The following is a 16,372-nucleotide window of genomic DNA, read 5'->3' on the forward strand; positions in this document are numbered from 1 at the left end:
GTTTCAGGTCTAGGTACAGTTGATGCTTGTCTAGCCGTCATCGGTAGCTAGCATCATGGCGCTGAATAATACCATGATCCTAGCGATTTCTGCCCGTTTTTGCGTGTGAAAAAACGTCTTTCGCGGCGATGAATAGGTGAGGTGATGGAGCAATAAAAAAGACCAACACTGAGGTTGGCCTTTGAGATAAGTCAGCAACATTAATCCCTGAGATCGTGCTACTGGTTTACTGTGTCTGCTTATCCGCAGTGATTTCAGTTTGCTGAGTGATAACTGGCGCTTCTGTCATTGCCTCACGTAGGGTCGAGTAAAACTTCAATACACCTTCAATTGGCTGGATCTTCGCTCTCGCCAGTGTTCGGATGGGCTGGAACTGCAGATCGGCGATAATGAGCTTAGTCTTATTCGCTTTGCATTTTTCAATCAGCTTCGTCAGTGCGGCTAATCCTCCCGCATCCAGAATAGATACTCCATCGAGATAAAGCACTATCACTTGTTTATCTTCAGTGAGACTCGCGATTTCGGAGAAAATGCGGTCAGCAGCAGCGAAGAATAGCGGCCCGTTAATTTTAAGGACAGCCCAATCGGCAGGTAGCTCTTGATCCACATAACGCTTGTTGGTGCTGATATCGTAAAGCTTTGTCATTTCGGCAATTTCTTTCATAAACAGCAAGGCAGCAAGGATAATTCCCACACTGATGGCTATCACCATGTCGAAAATAACCGTTAATGAAAAGCAACTGACAAAAACCATGATATCGCTGGTGGGCGCAGTTTTAATTAAATGCAGCGCTTTGTGGGCTTCACTCATGTTCCAAGCCACAACAAGTAGCAGGGCTGCCATGGCTGACATGGGCAAATAAGCTAATACGCCCGCTAAGGCGACTAAACCAATTAAGACTACTATGGCGTGGATCATGGCCGCTATCGGGCTCTGAGCGCCCGCTTTGACGTTTGCCGCGCTACGGGCAATTGCTGCAGTGGCCGGAATACCACCAAAAAACGGCGTGATGATATTACCTATACCTTGCCCTAGTAATTCACTGTTGGCACTGTGGCGTTTACCTGTCATGCCATCGAGCACCACTGCACAAAGTAGCGATTCAATTGCGCCTAACATGGCAATGGCAAAGGCGGCAGGTAATAAGGCTTGAAAGGTCGCGAGATTAAACTGAAACGCTTGGCCATTCGCGCCAGCTTGCAGCCAAGGCCATTCGAAACTGGGTAATACGGCAGGAATTCCCATGCCTGTGGTGCCATCACTCAGTTGATAGTGAAAACGGGTTCCTATGGTTTCTATATCTGCACCCATGGCATTGAGAACCAAGGCGAACATAGTGCCGAGTATGATTGCCGGAAGGTGTGCTGGCACGGGTGTTTTGAGTTTTGGCCAAAGTAGCATAGTCGCTAAGGTCGCGGATGCTACCAGTAGGCTAGGTAAATGCACCGAGGGTAGCGCTTGAGCTAATGTCATCAACTTAGCCAGATATTGCTCTGGCATCTGGGCTATCTCGAGTCCGAAAAAATCTTTGAGCTGCAAGGTAGCGATGACGACACCTATCCCCGCGGTAAAGCCTAAGGTGACGGATTCAGGGATATACAAAATTAATCGGCCAAGTCGCAGCATTGCCATGCCGACGAGTATCATTCCGGACATCACAGTCGCGATTAATAATCCTGCTAAACCAAACTGTTGGGCTATCGGATAGAGCAATACTACGAATGCCGCTGTCGGGCCTGACACGCTATAACGTGAGCCGCCAGATATGGCGATAATAAAACCGCCGACAATCGCAGTGTATAAACCGTATTGAGGTGCAACTCCACTGGCAATGGCTAATGCCATTGCTAACGGTATGGCAATAATGCCGACAGTGAGACCTGCAAGAAGATCTTGCCCAAAACGTTTAAACGAATACTTATCCTTCACGCAAGCTTCTGTGAGTGCGTGGGCGATTCTTAGGGAAAACAAATGAGCTGAGTGTGACACGAGTGGGTCCCATAGCGAGGCGAGTAACAAGCTTCTATTTTAGTGACCTGATACAAGACGCAGTGTGAGCTTGATTGCAAAAACGATTGAAAATACTTTGTTTTGTATAAATAGTGTGCTTGGAGGCTGTTTGATTCTCATTTAAGAATGGTTTGTAAAATATTTTGATACTTTAACCCTTTTAGTCATCTGCGCCGTTTACAGCCTTAGGTCAACATCAAAGGCATTCAACATGAAAACAATATACTCCCAGAAAACCATTGCACATTCCTTATTATCTTGGGGAAGCGTCAACATATCGGCGAGCAATAGCGCAGCTTTATTCTTAGTCATGCTGAGTTTAACGGCCTGTGGCGGTAAAGGCTCTGAGGCTCAACAACGACAAGCGGAGCTGCAAGCCGAACAGAGTCATAAAGAAGTGTCACTGCGCCGTGCTGAAATGCGTGATGCTACTCAGATTGAGATGGCCAGAGTCGCGGCGCCGATGCAAATGTCTACCCATGGTGCAGTGATGGGAATGAACATAGCCCCAATGCCGTCAGACTATGCCGCGATTCCGTTAGCACAAAATAAATTCGAGCCGCTGGTACAAAATGGCATCATGGTGGCTGGAGAAATCCCAGTATCGACTTTTTCCATCGATGTCGATACTGGCAGTTATGCCACCTTAAGACGAATGCTGAGGGAAGGGCGCTTGCCCGAGAAAGGTACAGTCAGAGTCGAGGAAATGCTTAATTATTTTGCCTACGATTATCCCTTACCTGCTAAAAATGCCGCGCCGTTTAGTGTTACGACAGAGCTTGCGCCATCCCCTTATAGCGATGACATGATGCTGTTACGGATTGGTCTTAAAGGGTATGACTTACCTAAATCTCAGTTAGGTGCTAGTAACTTAGTCTTTTTGCTCGATGTGTCAGGTTCTATGGCATCTGCAGATAAATTGCCTTTACTGCAAACAGCACTCAAGTTGCTGACGGCGCAATTAAGCGCGCAGGATAAAGTCTCTATTGTGGTTTATGCAGGGGCTGCTGGTGTAGTGCTCGATGGCGCGTCGGGTAATGACACTCAAACTTTAACCTATGCGTTAGAGCAATTGAGCCCAGGTGGTTCAACCAATGGTGGGCAAGGAATCACACAAGCTTATCAATTGGCGAAAAAGCATTTCATCCCCCATGGTATTAATCGAGTCATCCTCGCGACGGATGGTGATTTCAACGTTGGTATGACAGATTTTGATGATTTGATTGCCTTGATTGAGAAGGAAAAAGATCATGGTATTGGCCTGACAACCTTAGGGTTTGGTTTGGGGAATTACAACGATCAACTCATGGAGCAATTAGCGGATAAGGGCAATGGCAACTATGCCTATATCGATACCCTGAATGAAGCTCGAAAAGTGCTGGTGGACGAGTTAAGTTCAAGCTTGTTCACTATTGCTAAAGACGTCAAAGTGCAAGTGGAGTTTAATCCGGCCTTAGTGTCTGAGTATCGTCTAATCGGTTATGAGAATCGTGCTTTAGCACGGGAGGATTTCAACAACGATAAGGTGGATGCGGGTGAAATTGGCGCGGGTCATACAGTGACTGCCTTATATGAATTAAGATATGTTGAAGCAGGGCAGATGGCGAATGATAAACTCAGATATGGCGTTGATGCTCAAACGGGGCAAGAAAAATACAGCCGTGAAGAAATCGCTTTCCTTAAACTGAGATATAAGCTGCCAGAGCAAACACAGAGCCAGTTACTGAGTTATCCCATCAGGTTAGACCAAAATGTTAAGCTTTTAGAACAAGCGAGTGATGATTTTAGATTTGCAGCAGCGGTTGCAGGATTAGGGCAATTACTGAATGGCAGCCATTATCTACATCAATTTGATTATACTAAGTTAAGCCAGTTAGCACGTTCGGCATTAGGGGACGATCCCTTTGGATATCGCCATGAGTTTGTGCAATTAATGGAAACCGCCGCGGCCATAGAGCAATCTAATCATGTGCCGATTAAGAAGGTATTCGATGGTACGGATAAACCTTTTCCTCCCCAAGATAAGCTTCATGGCGAGCCAGTGAGAGACAAGAGCAATACGCGCAATGAGAGATTACAATAGTAAAAGTAAATTCGTGGGGCTAACCCCAATGATGAGGAATTTCCCGTGGCATTAGCAATAGCGCAATTATCAAACCATGAGCACTCAGATGAGCAATTGATGTTGTGCTATGCCAAGGGCGATTCAAAAGCATTTGAACAGTTATACCTGAAGCACAAAGGTGCACTCTATCGCTATTTTGTACGCCAGTTAGGTGATAAGCAGTTAGCTGAAGATTTGTATCAAGAAACCTGGGGGCGGGTGATCCGCGCTGCGGCTAACTACGAAGCCAGTGCTAAGTTTACTACCTGGTTGTATCGTATCGCTCATAACTTATTGATTGATCATGTGCGGGCGGTTAAGCCCGTGGATTTAGTCGCTACTGATGAAGATGATGTAGGACTCGATACTTTTGTGGCGGGTGAGCAAGATAAACCCGATGTGCAGTGGCAAGAAGCGCAAAAGAGCTTATTGCTAAAGACCTGTATCGCACTGTTACCCCAAGTTCAGAAAGAGGCATTTATCCTGAATATTGAAATGGGTTTTACGGCTGCCATCATTAGCGACATTGCGGGCGTGACCTTAGAAGCGACTAAAAGCCGTATTCGTTATGCTTACCAAAGCCTAAAAGATTGTGTCAGCGCGAAATGGCAGGAGGCGGGTCATGAGTAATTCTTCTTCAAGTGCTGATGAGCGCGCATTACAACAGGAAGTGCTGGCTTGGTATCGCCAACAGGCCTTAGAGGTTCCACCGCAGCAACTTGATCAAGATATCTTACAGCTGGCGCAAACTCACTTAGCTGAAATGCATCAAAGCAAAATAACCGCCGTTGAAGCGCCAAGTTCCGTCTGGCGACGCCATCCTTGGGCGTTATCGAGCGCGGCATCGTTAGTGCTTGTTGTTGGTCTGCTGGTGCTGAATCGACCTCAAGTCGAAGATGCACTTGCTCCAAGTCCTATGGTGATGAGTGCCCCTGCGCCACAAACGATGGCAAGAATGGCTGATACTGAAGCGATGCAATCTTTAAACATGCAAACAGAAGCCGTGGCTGAACATAAAAGACAGACGGAAATGCAGCAAGCTAAAGCCGCATTGGGAGCAACTGAGCAGCAGGATGCAATTAGCCCCGCTATCGCTGCAAGGTCTATGAATGCACCAAAATTATCTGAGCCTGCTGAAATCAACCAAGTGTCATTGACTGAGTATTTACATCGGTTACAAGTCCTCATCGAAGCGAAGGAGACTGAGCAAGCATTAGTGCTTGAACAAAAACTTCTCAAGGATTACCCGTATCTTGCAGTTAAGGATGTCGATGAATCACAGTTAATCGAATCGCAGCAAGTATTAAGACTTGAGTTTAAAAAGCTACAACAGCAATTACATCAGCTTGCCAAATGACTATGTGGTTGTGGTATTTACGAATAAAAAAGTGATTAGAAATCGCAAAGTGGTGAGATAAACAGCTAAATTTCCCTGAAATATGCCGAGACGTGCTAATGTTTGTGGTCTGTTTACTGTTTGGTATGTGATTTACTTGATCAACGTCATAAAGTGAACAGGTTTTAGCCTGTTATATTGGTGTTAGTTCACGACTTGGCTAGTATCAATAGTCAGACCCATATTCAGGAGGCATTATGCTTAAAAGACTCATGCATGATCATAAACATATAGCTGTATTGCTAAATGTTTTAAAAAACAAGCAAATGAAACTATCCGAAGGTGAGTCAATCAACTTCAGCGTCGTGCGCGATATTGTTGAATATATGCAAGGATATGCTGAACGTTGCCATCATCCCATTGAAGACATTATTTATGCCTACTACCTAGCCCATAAAACGAACGATACTATCGATAAATTGAGTGCCGAACATGAGTCGGTGATCCAATCCTCGGCCACCTTGATGGCGACTTTAAACTTGATCCTCAGTGATATTGTGGTTGCCCGCGAGAAACTGATTGTTGATTTTGCAGAGTATGTCGCATTGCAAGAGCGACATATGCAGATGGAGGAACGGGAAATATTTCCTTTGTTAGCCAAAAGTTTAACTGAGCAAGATTGGCAAGTTATTGAGTTAGAGTGTCAGAAATCGCTGATCGATGATCCTTTGTTTCTGGATCGAGAGCAGAAAGAATTTGAAGATTTACGGGTTTATCTCACAGCGTCTGACTAATACTCTTTAGTTTATTGGGCCCATGTTGTGGGCTTAAGCTGGTGTTTTTATACGGCTGAGGAGCACATTTTTGATTCTGACGGCGATGTCTCGTGAGCCAAAGTTGGTTGGGATTTGTAAAGTATTATCGGAGTCGATGATGTTCGGTGCCATCGTAAGCTACTGTTGTTGATTTATTTTTTAAAATTCCTGCCCGTAAGACCATATCCAGCTTATATTCTGTTTGCTCCAATAGTTGTAAATAAAAAAAGCGCCGAAGGGCGCTTTTCTATTCATGTTTGAAATGATAACTAGCTCATATAAACATGTAATTACAACTGGATAGCATCAATGTCGTAGTTAAAGTTATTATCGATTTCTTGGAGTTCTTTGAGCAAACGATGCTTATCTTTTAACGCTTCGATCTCACGCCATTTACGCTTTTTATTGGAGCCTCGCGAACGATCGGGTCTTTCAACGACTTCATCTAGCGCACAACCATAATCTAAACTATCCATGGCAACCTCCTGTTGTTGTATGTTTTGTCAGCGATTAAATAACATATTTTTAAAACAGGGTGCAAGAATTATGTTTCATTTGTGTTAAGTTGAAATGAACTTTGAGTGATATGTCATTGATGTTATATGCAGAAGTAGAGCGGAGTTAAGTAGGAAAATTTAATAAAAAGAACGGGGTAGAATTAAAAAGCCAGCAATTGCTGGCTTTTTGTTCGATTAGATTTTGCCTTGTCGATAAAGGTTAATCAATGCGTTGCTTGAGGCATCTAAAGCATCGGAATCTTGCTCTGCGCCAATGCGTGCTAACACATCGTTACCGAGATTCTTACCGAGTTCTACACCCCATTGATCGAAGGAGTTGATATCCCAAATAGCACCTTGAACGAATGTTCTATGTTCATACAAGGCAATTAAAGCGCCTAGGGTACTTGGTGTGAGCTTATCCATAAGTAAGGTATTGCTCGGCTTGTTACCAGGCATGACTTTATGTTGAGCGATCAGCTGCTTCTCTGTGGCGGATAATGCGCTATTAGCAAGTTCGGCTAAAGCTTCATCAAAAGTACGACCTTGCATTAAGGCCTGGGTTTGACCGAAGCAGTTTGACGCTAATTGGTCATGGTGCTCACCGATAGGATTATGGCTTTGCAGCGGCATAATGAAATCGGCAGGGATCAGTGCGGTACCTTGATGTAATAGCTGGTGGTAGGCATGTTGGCCATTAGTGCCTTCGCCCCCCCAAATGACGGGACCTGTGCTGTAGTCAACATCAGTACCATTTAAGGTGACTGACTTACCGTTACTTTCCATGTCGAGCTGCTGGAAGTAAGCGGGTAGGCCTCGCAGATAATGATCGTAGGTTAATACTACATGGGACTGAGCATTAAAGAAGTTTCCGTACCATAGGGAGAGTAATCCCATGATAACTGGCATATTCTCAGTCAGTGGCGCTGTAGCAAAGTGCTCATCCATTTGATGCGCACCCGTGAGTAGAGCTCTGAAGTTATCCATACCGATCAAAAGTGCAATCGGCAAGCCAATCGCTGACCAGAGAGAGTAACGGCCACCAACCCAATCCCACAGAGGGAAAATATTGTTTGCATCGATACCAAAATCTGTCGCTTTTGCCACGTTTGAAGTGACTGCGACAAAGTGTTTTGCCACATCAGACTGCAAACCGCCTTTCGCTAGGAACCAGTCTCTTGCGGTGAGGGTATTCGTTAAGGTTTCCTGTGTCCCGAAAGATTTGGATGACATGATGAACAAGGTCGTTTCAGGATCCAGTAACTTCAGCTTCTCACTAATAGAAGTCCCGTCGACGTTTGCCACAAAGTGACAATTTAATTCGGGGTTCCAATAAGGGCGCAACGCTTGAGAGACGATTTTGGGGCCTAGGAAAGAGCCGCCAATACCAATACTTACAATATCGGTTATCGCTTTACCTGTGTAACCTTTCCATTGACCTGACGTCACTGAGTTCACAAACCCTTGCATCTTATCTAGAGTTTGTTGAACTTCAGGAACTATGTCTTGACCCTCAGCAATAATCGATTGTTCTGCAGTACTGCGAAGCGCTGTGTGCAGTACGGCGCGCTTCTCTGTGGTGTTAATGATTTCACCTGCAAACATCGCTTTGATTTTTGCTTCAAGTTGGCTATTGCTTGCCAACGCAAATAACAGATCCAGCGTTTCCGCTGTTGCTCTGTTTTTAGAGTAATCCAGTAATAAACCACAGGCTGATAGCGACATTTTATTGAAACGTGCCGCGTCAGTTGCAAACAATTCCCGCATATGCGGAACATTTTTACTGTGTGCTGATAAAGCTTGCCATGTTGAGCTTTGGGTCAAGAGTGTCATTTCACCGTCTCCAGAGTACTTAGTTCGCGAGCTTAGCCGTGAGCATCACTTCGAGCTTACCTTGGTCTATCGCAAAGTTTCGAATGCCTTCGGCAAGCTTATCAACCGCCATTGGATCTTGGTTAAAGTCCCAACGGAATTGTGCTTCAGTCAATGGGGGTTCTGCAGCGACAGTGGTCGTTGCTGCAACCAGTTTAGGTGTGATGTCAACTTGCGAATTAGCCAGTTCTTCTAATAGAGAAGGGCCAATGGTCAGACGATCGCAACCTGCTAGCTCAATAATTTCACCGATATTACGGAAACTTGCACCCATAACAACAGTGTCAAAACCGTGTTGTTTGTAGTAGTTATAAATTTCAGTAACTGAAATGACACCAGGGTCATTTACGGCATTGTAATCTTTACCTGTATCTTTTTTGTACCAATCAAGTATGCGGCCTACAAAAGGAGAAATGAGATAAGCACCCGCTTCGGCACACGCACGCGCTTGAGCAAAGCTAAATAGTAGGGTTAAGTTGCAGTTGATGCCTTCTTGCTCTAGTTCTTTAGCGGCACAAATGCCTTCCCAAGTTGAAGCAAGTTTGATCAGAATGCGTGATTTATCTACACCCGCTTCTTTATATAGGCGAACCAATTTATGGGCTTTAGCGATTGATTTTTCTTTATCGAATGATAAACGGGCATCAACTTCAGTTGAAATACGGCCAGGAACGAGTTTCAGTATTTCTACGCCGATATTGACCGCTAGTTTGTCGCTGGCATCATCAAGTTGCTGCACGAGATCGGTACTTTGTGATTTTGCCCAGTCGATAGCGTTATCTATAAGGGATTCATATTCAGGAATTTGAGCCGCTTTCAAGATGAGTGATGGATTAGTGGTCGCATCTTCAGGTTGGTAGCGTTTAATCGCTTCGATGTCGCCTGTGTCAGCGACGATAGTGGTATATAACTTGAGTTGCTCTAATGTATTGGCCATGAAAAACATCCTTCTCAGGTAGCAGTTTTAACTCGGAATTCACTGATGACTATTAGAAGCGATTTTGCCAACTTTTCCAACCTTGAATGTAAAAAAATTACAAAAATGACAATTTTATGTCTATTAAGGTATGGCTCGAGCTACGGGCTATCATCTTGGCTGCAGTAGAGGGCGTCGCTTGTCCTAGTGTATACCCCACAAAAACAAAAAGTCGCTGCAAGCAGCGACTTTTTTACTTCAGTAAGTACTATTACTTCAGAACAGGTTGTTTTGTTGTGGTAGTCACGATAGCTTCGATGCGACGGTTCGCAGCGTGAGCTTCTTTTGAATCACCAGCAACCAATGGCTGAGTAACACCGTAACCGTTAGAAGTTACGCGGCTTCCGCTGATACCATATTTCTCTATAAGAATCTTGGCAACGGCGTCAGCACGTTTGTCAGACAATTCCATGTTGTATTCTGGTTTACCTACATTTGAGGCGTGACCTGCGATTTCAACAGTGAAAGCTGGGTTTTTGTTCAAATAGTTAGCTAATCTTTCGATGTCTTTGTAGTAAACATTTTTAACTACAGCAGAATCGTTAGCAAACTGGATTGAACCTACGTCTTCTTTGTTCTTCACGTTTTCATAGATAGTACAGCCAACAGAGTCAACTTTGTGAGTTGCTGGTGTTGCTGGACATTGATCTTTGTCATCGTAAACGCCATCGTTGTCCGAATCAACAGGTGCTGCTGCAACTACTGCTGCGGCAACTGGAGCTACAACAGCAGCAGAACCGAAGCGGTAGCTTAATTCTAAGCCCCAATAGTTGCTATCTGCATTGACTGGAACTACGGCACTGCCACCAGCGTTGTCATCTAAGCCTTCATAACGGCGATATTTAGCTTGTAACTTCAAGTTGTCAGTGAAGTTGTAGCCAACACCTGCACCGAAGTATGGAGCAAAGTCGGAATCACTGTAAGAAGTGGATTGGTTATTGAAGTTTTGGCTGTTTTCAAGGCTATAGTACATCACACCGGCTTCAGCTGATAAGCTCCAACGGTTAGCCAAAGGCCAAATACCCACTAAGCCTAATGTTGAACCTTTAACGCTGACATCATTACTGATACCTGCTTCAGTCCAATCTGCATTACCTAAATCACGGAAGCCGATTTCAGCACCGAAGTAATCGTTGAACATGTAGCCTGCGAAAACATCCCAAGCGTATGGACTGTCTTCACCGTTCTGAGTGGCAACGTGCTCGTAGTTATTAACGCCTAAACCAGCACCAACATACCAAGGTGTAAGTTCCTGAGATGCGCTGGCTGCGAGTGGAAGCAGAGATGTCAGTAATACTACTTTTAATGTGTTCTTCATCATTTTATTTACGTCCATTGATTATGATTCTCCACCAATATGCTTTGCTGGTTTTGTGCAAAACATTGCTAGCACTTAGTGTGGGGATCCTTTGATATTTTAGCCAGCGGTTAATTATCACTTGGTTTGTTAACTTTTTCCAGTATTAAGATTAACCTTTTAAAGGTTGTCATTCTGTAACTGGTATTTTTAATGCAAAAAAGGCACTCCGAAGAATGCCTTTAAATTACAATCTAATGTTAATTAGATGTTTCTATTAACGTGTCCATACCCAATTTTCGATTTCTACTGGGTCTACACCATTCGCTTTAATATAGTTGCGGTGGTCAACTAATCTTTGCAGCATATCAGTGGTGATAGAGACGTGCATAGTTTCATCAATAACGCCCTGTTGGAACAGCTTGTAAGCCATATCAATTACAAGGTGATAGCGTGATGTACCGTTACGAACACCCATATCAAATGGCGTTGTTGTTGAACCTTCTTCTTCGTAGCCTTTAATTCTGAAGCGACGGCTGCCTTTGTAATCAAAAATTAACTTTTTGATTGTATTTGGGTAACCATGGTAGTTGAATACCACGCCTTTATCTTGAGTAAAGATTTCGTCCATTAACCAAGGTTTTTCTTTAAATTTACGGCTACCTAAGCCATCACTGCTTAATTCAGTGACACTAACGAAGCGGATTTTCACTCTTGGAAGGAGTTCTCTGATTAATACTAGAGAAGCCATACATTCTTGAGTGACATAATCACCACAACCTGCCAGCACAATATCGGGATTCTCATCTGAGGCAAAATCCCACACCATTACGCCGTCTTTTGTTTGTTTACGCGCTTCTTCCAAGCTTAGCCATTGTGGTAGCTCTTTTTTACCTGCAACCAGAATATTGAGTTTGTCACGGTCTGCAAAGGCTCGCTCTGTATAAACCAATGTGCTGTTGGCATCTGCGGGTAAGTAAGCCGAGATGATTTTTGGATGTTTCTCCAGCATAGCCCCAAGGAAAGATGGGTTTTGATGTGAATAGCCATTATGATCTTGGCGCTCAAGTAATGAAGATAATACGACATTACAGGCTGGCAGTGGCTTACGGAAATGTACGCCTTGGCTGGCGTAGACATATTTACAGTACTGATCGGCCATCGATGAGATAACTTGTGAGAATGCTTCGTAGGTGGGTAGCATGCCGTGGCGGCCTGTTACTGTGTAACCATGTAGCATGCCAAAAAGTAAGTTTTCAGAAAGCAGTTCAATGACTCGACCTTCACGGGACATATCTTCATCCCAACTCTCAATTGGCCACTGCCATGCACGATCGGTTTCTTCAAATACAGCTTGTAGTTGATTTGAATAGGTTTCGTCAGGGCTAAAGATACGTAGATTACGTTGGTCGCGGTTTAACTTGAATGCATCACGCATCCATTCGCCCATTTTTAACATTGAATAGCCACGTTGACCACGCGGTACTTCTGGGCCATAGCTGAGTTTTTCAAGATCTGGATTGGTTAATGCTCTAACAACTTCTCCGCCATAGGTTAAATGTTGACGGCCACAGGCAAGTTGTTTGGGTGGGATTAATGAACAAATGTCGGCATCAAAAATCAGTTCGCCTTTTTCATTCATTTGATAGAGTTCTTGGAAATCGTAACTGGCAAGCCAATTATCCAGTGCATCTAAATGGCCCTTATCAGTAGCACATTTATTGACGATTACTTGATGCGATTCGCAGTTACCTTCTAATTTCTTACCTTTATATTCACTGACACCAGTCCAACCTTTGGCTGTGCGCATTAAAATGACTGGCCATTTTGGTTTAACTACGTCTTCGCCACTGCGTGCTCGACGTTGAATGTCATTGATCATGGTATAAGCGGTATCCATGGCATTTGTCATCTGCACATAGATATCTTCTTCTAATTCGTTATCAACTATGATGGGGAAATAGCCAAGACCACGGAATTCAAGATCCAGTTCTTCATGGCTCATACGTCCCATGCGGGTAGGACCGGAAATCTTATAGCCGTTAATATGCACAATTGGCAATACTGCACCGCTGGTCGCTGGTGAAACTAAGCGGTTTGCATACCAAGATGCGGCTAATGGTCCCGTTTCTGCTTCGCCGTCACCAATTAAGACGGTTGCGATCAGATCTGGATTATCTAATACTGCTCCCCAGCCTACTGAGAGTGAGTAGCCTAATTCGCCACCTTCAAGAATTTGTCCAGGTGCTTCAGGGTTTGCATGTGAAGGATAACCATAAGCAGCAGAAAACTTCTTACAAATATCTTCGATGCCAGTTTCATTGTAGGGAATAGTTTCTGGGTAGAAATGACTTAAAGAGCCTTCAATGAATAAGTTTGCTTGTACAGCGGGAAAACCATGGCCTGGACCGACTAAATAGATAAAAGAGCGGTTATGTTTCACTATCAAGCGGTTAATGTTGGCATAGACAAAGTTAATACCTGGGCAGGTACCCCAATGGCCAAGTAAACGTGGCTTGATATCAGTATGGGCAAGTGGACGTTTATGTAAGACGTTTTGTTTGAGGTAAATTTGCGAGGTCGCAAGAAAGTTTGTCGCTCTGACATACTTTTTCAGAGCATTGATTTCATGTATTTGTGTCATGTTAAGCCTCACTAAAACAAACAAGAGATGATTGAAGTTTCTATGGGGTTACTATATTTGTAGTTTTATTACAAAAATGTGCCCTGCATCCAAATTTTAAAAGTTGTTTTTGCTGTTAAAAATAATAGCGTAACTTCGCCCTTTTGTTAATCTAGCTTTAACAGTAGCTTAGCTAGTGTTGTAAGATGTGATATCAATGACGTTTAACTGTGCAAACGCGAGCTTGATCACATGAGCAATTTCGAATACTGTGCTATTTTGCTGCGTTGAATTCGGTAGCCGTGATGTTGTAAATTCACGGAAGGATAATTTGAAAAAATAAATCTACCGAAATTCTTACCTTTAACTTGGAAGGATTCATTCACCACAGATGTTGTACCTTTAATTACAATTAGAGGAGCATTTGCTACGGGAAGAAGTAAAATAATATGTTAGAAACCATAGTTAATTTTTTGAATGCGCTACTTTGGGGTAAGTTGTTAGTATATGGACTAGTAGGAGCTGGTCTCTATTTCACCATTAGACTTGCCTTTATTCAGTTAACCCACTTTAAACATTCCATCAAAGTTATGACCATGAGTCGGCAAGGTTGCGATAGCGGTCTTTCTTCATTTCAAGTCTTTTGTACAAGTATGGCTGCACGCGTCGGTGCTGGTAATATGGCCGGTGTTGCTGTTGCTATTGGTGCTGCGGGTCCAGGTGCAGTATTTTGGATGTGGCTTATCGCTATTTTAGGTATGGCGACTGCTATGGTTGAATCAACCTTAGCGCAGGTTTATAAAGTCCGAGATCATAATGGCCAGTTCCGCGGTGGTCCTTCCTACTACATGGAAAAAGGATTGGGTCAGAAATGGATGGGCATTTTATTTGCTGTCTTTTTGATCATTGCTTTTGGTTTAGTATTCAATGCAGTACAAGCTAACACTATTACAGGTGCCATGGAGCGAGTATTTGGTTTTAATCCAACCTATGTAGGGATTGGGCTAGTTATTGCCAGTGGATTTGTGATTGTCGGTGGTCTACGTAAAGTCGCGCGAGTATCTGAATTTCTTGTCCCCATTATGGCCTTAGCCTACATTCTTGTAGCCTTCATTATCGTTATTTTCAACCTAGAACAATTACCTGCGATTATTAGCTTAATTGTGAAAAGTGCTTTTGGTTGGCAAGAAGCTGCCGCTGGCGGCGTGGCTTATACTGTCGCGCAGGCAATGCAAGCGGGTATTGCTCGTGGACTTTTCTCGAACGAAGCGGGTATGGGCAGTGCGGCGAATGTCGCGGCAAGTGCATCGCCTAACCCTAATCATCCAGCATCCCAAGGTTTTGTGCAGATGATGGGTGTGTTTGCGGATACTATCGTTATCTGTACTGCAACGGCTGCGATAATCCTGCTATCAGGGGATATTGGCTCGAGTGATGATGGGATTCGATTAACCATTAATGCCATGTCTGCACATGTTGGCGACTGGGGTGGCGCATTTATTGCGGTGGCTATTTTCTTATTCTGCTTTACATCCATCATAGCCAATTACTCATACGCTGAAACAAATGTGATGTATTTAATGGGAAATAGTACCAAAGCACTGCCTTTATTCCGTTTGTGTGTGCTTGGCATGGTCATGTTTGGTGCCGTCGCTAAGATAAGTTTAGTGTGGAACTTGGCTGACGTTTCGATGGGGTTGATGGCGACGGTAAACATTGTTGCTCTATTATTATTATCGGGTCTGGCAATTCGCGTTATTAATGATTATCGCGAACAGATCAACGCGGGTAAGACTCCAGAATTCGATCGTAGTAAATTTCCTGAGTTGATGGATCAGCTTGATGATGATATTTGGCAAGATACCAGTCTTGTGCCGGCTAAAAAGCTTTAATTAGCCTAGCGCATCGACAATAGGCATTACTGATTGTTGTAATCGAAAAGACCACGCTGTTAAAGCGTGGTTTTTTTATGCTCGTTCAGTATCATAGGCATATATTTTTGTTTCTGTTGGGAGTTTTTGATGTTGATATTGGTTTCGCCGGCGAAGACCTTAGATTTTGAACAGCCGCCACTGACGCAGGTGTATTCACAACCTGATTTTTTAACTTATAGTCAGGAGTTGATCCAAGTGTGTCGGCAATTGACCCCTACAGACATCGCCACTTTAATGAAAGTGAGCGATAAAATTGCGGGTTTAAATGCGGCACGTTTTGGGGAGTGGCGGCCAGATTTTAGTTTAGATAATGCAAAACAGGCCATTTTTGCTTTTAGAGGCGATGTGTATACTGGCTTTGATGCTGATACATTGTCTGAAGATGAAATTGCTCGAACTCAGTCACAACTACGTATTTTATCTGGACTTTACGGTTTGCTCAGACCGCTGGATTTAATTATGCCTTATCGTTTAGAAATGGGCACGGCACTTTCTAATCCTAAAGGTAAAAACCTATATGAGTTTTGGGGAGAGACGTTAACTCAAGCGGTAAATGAAACGCTTGCTGAAACGAGTAGTGATATTATTGTCAATCTTGCATCTAATGAATATTTCAAAGCAATAAAGCCTAAAAAACTTCAAGGGCAATTAATTTCACCCATATTTAAAGATTGTAAAAATGGTCAATATAAAGTGATCAGTTTTTTTGCTAAGCGTGCTAGAGGCATGATGGCGAGATATCTCATTACGCATCAAATTAACACTTTAGATGAATTAAAAGCATTTAATGTTGCTGGTTATTATTATAGTGAAGAGCAGAGTTCCCTAACAAATCCAACGTTTTTACGTGAAGAGCAATAGCGAAATATCGATAAGATGTTAATTGATAGAGAACAGCTAATGCTGT

Annotated in this window: 12 protein-coding genes; 6 read left to right on the forward strand and 6 right to left on the reverse strand. The window is 43.5% G+C overall.

Annotated elements, in window-relative coordinates; all coding sequences use genetic code 11:
• Window positions 1-226: 226 nt before the first annotated feature.
• The gene (gene dauA / locus L5L77_RS18625) at window positions 227-1,990 is read right to left on the reverse strand and encodes a C4-dicarboxylic acid transporter DauA (RefSeq protein WP_173496303.1); all 1,764 of its coding nucleotides are present in this window, start codon (window positions 1,988-1,990) and stop codon (window positions 227-229) included.
• A gap of 232 nt (window positions 1,991-2,222) precedes the next feature.
• Here dauA and L5L77_RS18630 point away from each other — a divergent pair, with 232 nt between their 5' ends.
• The 4 genes from L5L77_RS18630 (at window position 2,223) to L5L77_RS18645 (ending at window position 6,245) form a co-directional block, all read left to right on the forward strand.
• The gene (locus L5L77_RS18630; RefSeq protein WP_263223320.1) at window positions 2,223-4,094 is read left to right on the forward strand and encodes a vWA domain-containing protein; all 1,872 of its coding nucleotides are present in this window, start codon (window positions 2,223-2,225) and stop codon (window positions 4,092-4,094) included.
• 45 nt (window positions 4,095-4,139) lie between these two features.
• On the forward strand, window positions 4,140-4,745 hold the full coding sequence (locus tag L5L77_RS18635) for a sigma-70 family RNA polymerase sigma factor (protein WP_168823547.1): 606 nt from the start codon (window positions 4,140-4,142) through the stop codon (window positions 4,743-4,745).
• Window positions 4,738-5,472, forward strand: coding sequence for a hypothetical protein (locus L5L77_RS18640; RefSeq protein WP_263223321.1), 735 nt, complete (start codon window positions 4,738-4,740; stop codon window positions 5,470-5,472). The genes L5L77_RS18635 and L5L77_RS18640 overlap by 8 nt, the downstream gene beginning before the upstream one ends.
• 236 nt (window positions 5,473-5,708) lie before the next feature.
• Entirely contained in the window at window positions 5,709-6,245 is a 537-nt protein-coding gene (locus L5L77_RS18645; RefSeq protein ID WP_105249947.1) for a hemerythrin domain-containing protein, read from the forward strand.
• A gap of 311 nt (window positions 6,246-6,556) precedes the next feature.
• Here the strand turns inward: L5L77_RS18645 and L5L77_RS18650 are convergent, their stop codons facing one another.
• The 5 genes from L5L77_RS18650 to L5L77_RS18670 form a co-directional block, all read right to left on the reverse strand.
• Complete coding sequence (locus L5L77_RS18650) at window positions 6,557-6,742, reverse strand: DUF3545 family protein (protein ID WP_263191552.1); 186 nt, start codon at window positions 6,740-6,742, stop codon at window positions 6,557-6,559.
• 216 nt (window positions 6,743-6,958) lie between these two features.
• Window positions 6,959-8,596 (reverse strand): glucose-6-phosphate isomerase, encoded by a 1,638-nt coding sequence (pgi, locus tag L5L77_RS18655; RefSeq protein WP_263191551.1) that lies wholly within the window; start codon window positions 8,594-8,596, stop codon window positions 6,959-6,961.
• A gap of 19 nt (window positions 8,597-8,615) precedes the next feature.
• The gene (gene tal / locus L5L77_RS18660; RefSeq protein ID WP_028760931.1) at window positions 8,616-9,572 is read right to left on the reverse strand and encodes a transaldolase; all 957 of its coding nucleotides are present in this window, start codon (window positions 9,570-9,572) and stop codon (window positions 8,616-8,618) included.
• Between the two features lie 250 nt (window positions 9,573-9,822).
• A complete protein-coding gene (locus L5L77_RS18665; protein ID WP_263191550.1) occupies window positions 9,823-10,947 on the reverse strand; it encodes an OmpA family protein in 1,125 nt (374 codons plus the stop codon).
• A gap of 238 nt (window positions 10,948-11,185) precedes the next feature.
• A complete protein-coding gene (locus L5L77_RS18670) occupies window positions 11,186-13,552 on the reverse strand; it encodes a phosphoketolase family protein (RefSeq protein WP_105249944.1) in 2,367 nt (788 codons plus the stop codon).
• A 428-nt stretch (window positions 13,553-13,980) separates the two neighbouring features.
• Here L5L77_RS18670 and L5L77_RS18675 point away from each other — a divergent pair, with 428 nt between their 5' ends.
• Both L5L77_RS18675 and yaaA read left to right on the forward strand, forming a co-directional pair.
• Window positions 13,981-15,423, forward strand: coding sequence for an alanine/glycine:cation symporter family protein (locus L5L77_RS18675; RefSeq protein ID WP_113941318.1), 1,443 nt, complete (start codon window positions 13,981-13,983; stop codon window positions 15,421-15,423).
• 129 nt (window positions 15,424-15,552) lie between these two features.
• Window positions 15,553-16,326, forward strand: a complete 774-nt coding sequence (gene yaaA, locus L5L77_RS18680; RefSeq protein WP_131525270.1) for a peroxide stress protein YaaA — start codon at window positions 15,553-15,555, stop codon at window positions 16,324-16,326.
• Window positions 16,327-16,372 lie beyond the last annotated feature (46 nt).

The organism is Shewanella sp. SM29 (genome assembly GCF_025654245.1).
Taxonomy (GTDB): Bacteria; Pseudomonadota; Gammaproteobacteria; order Enterobacterales; family Shewanellaceae; genus Shewanella; species Shewanella oncorhynchi.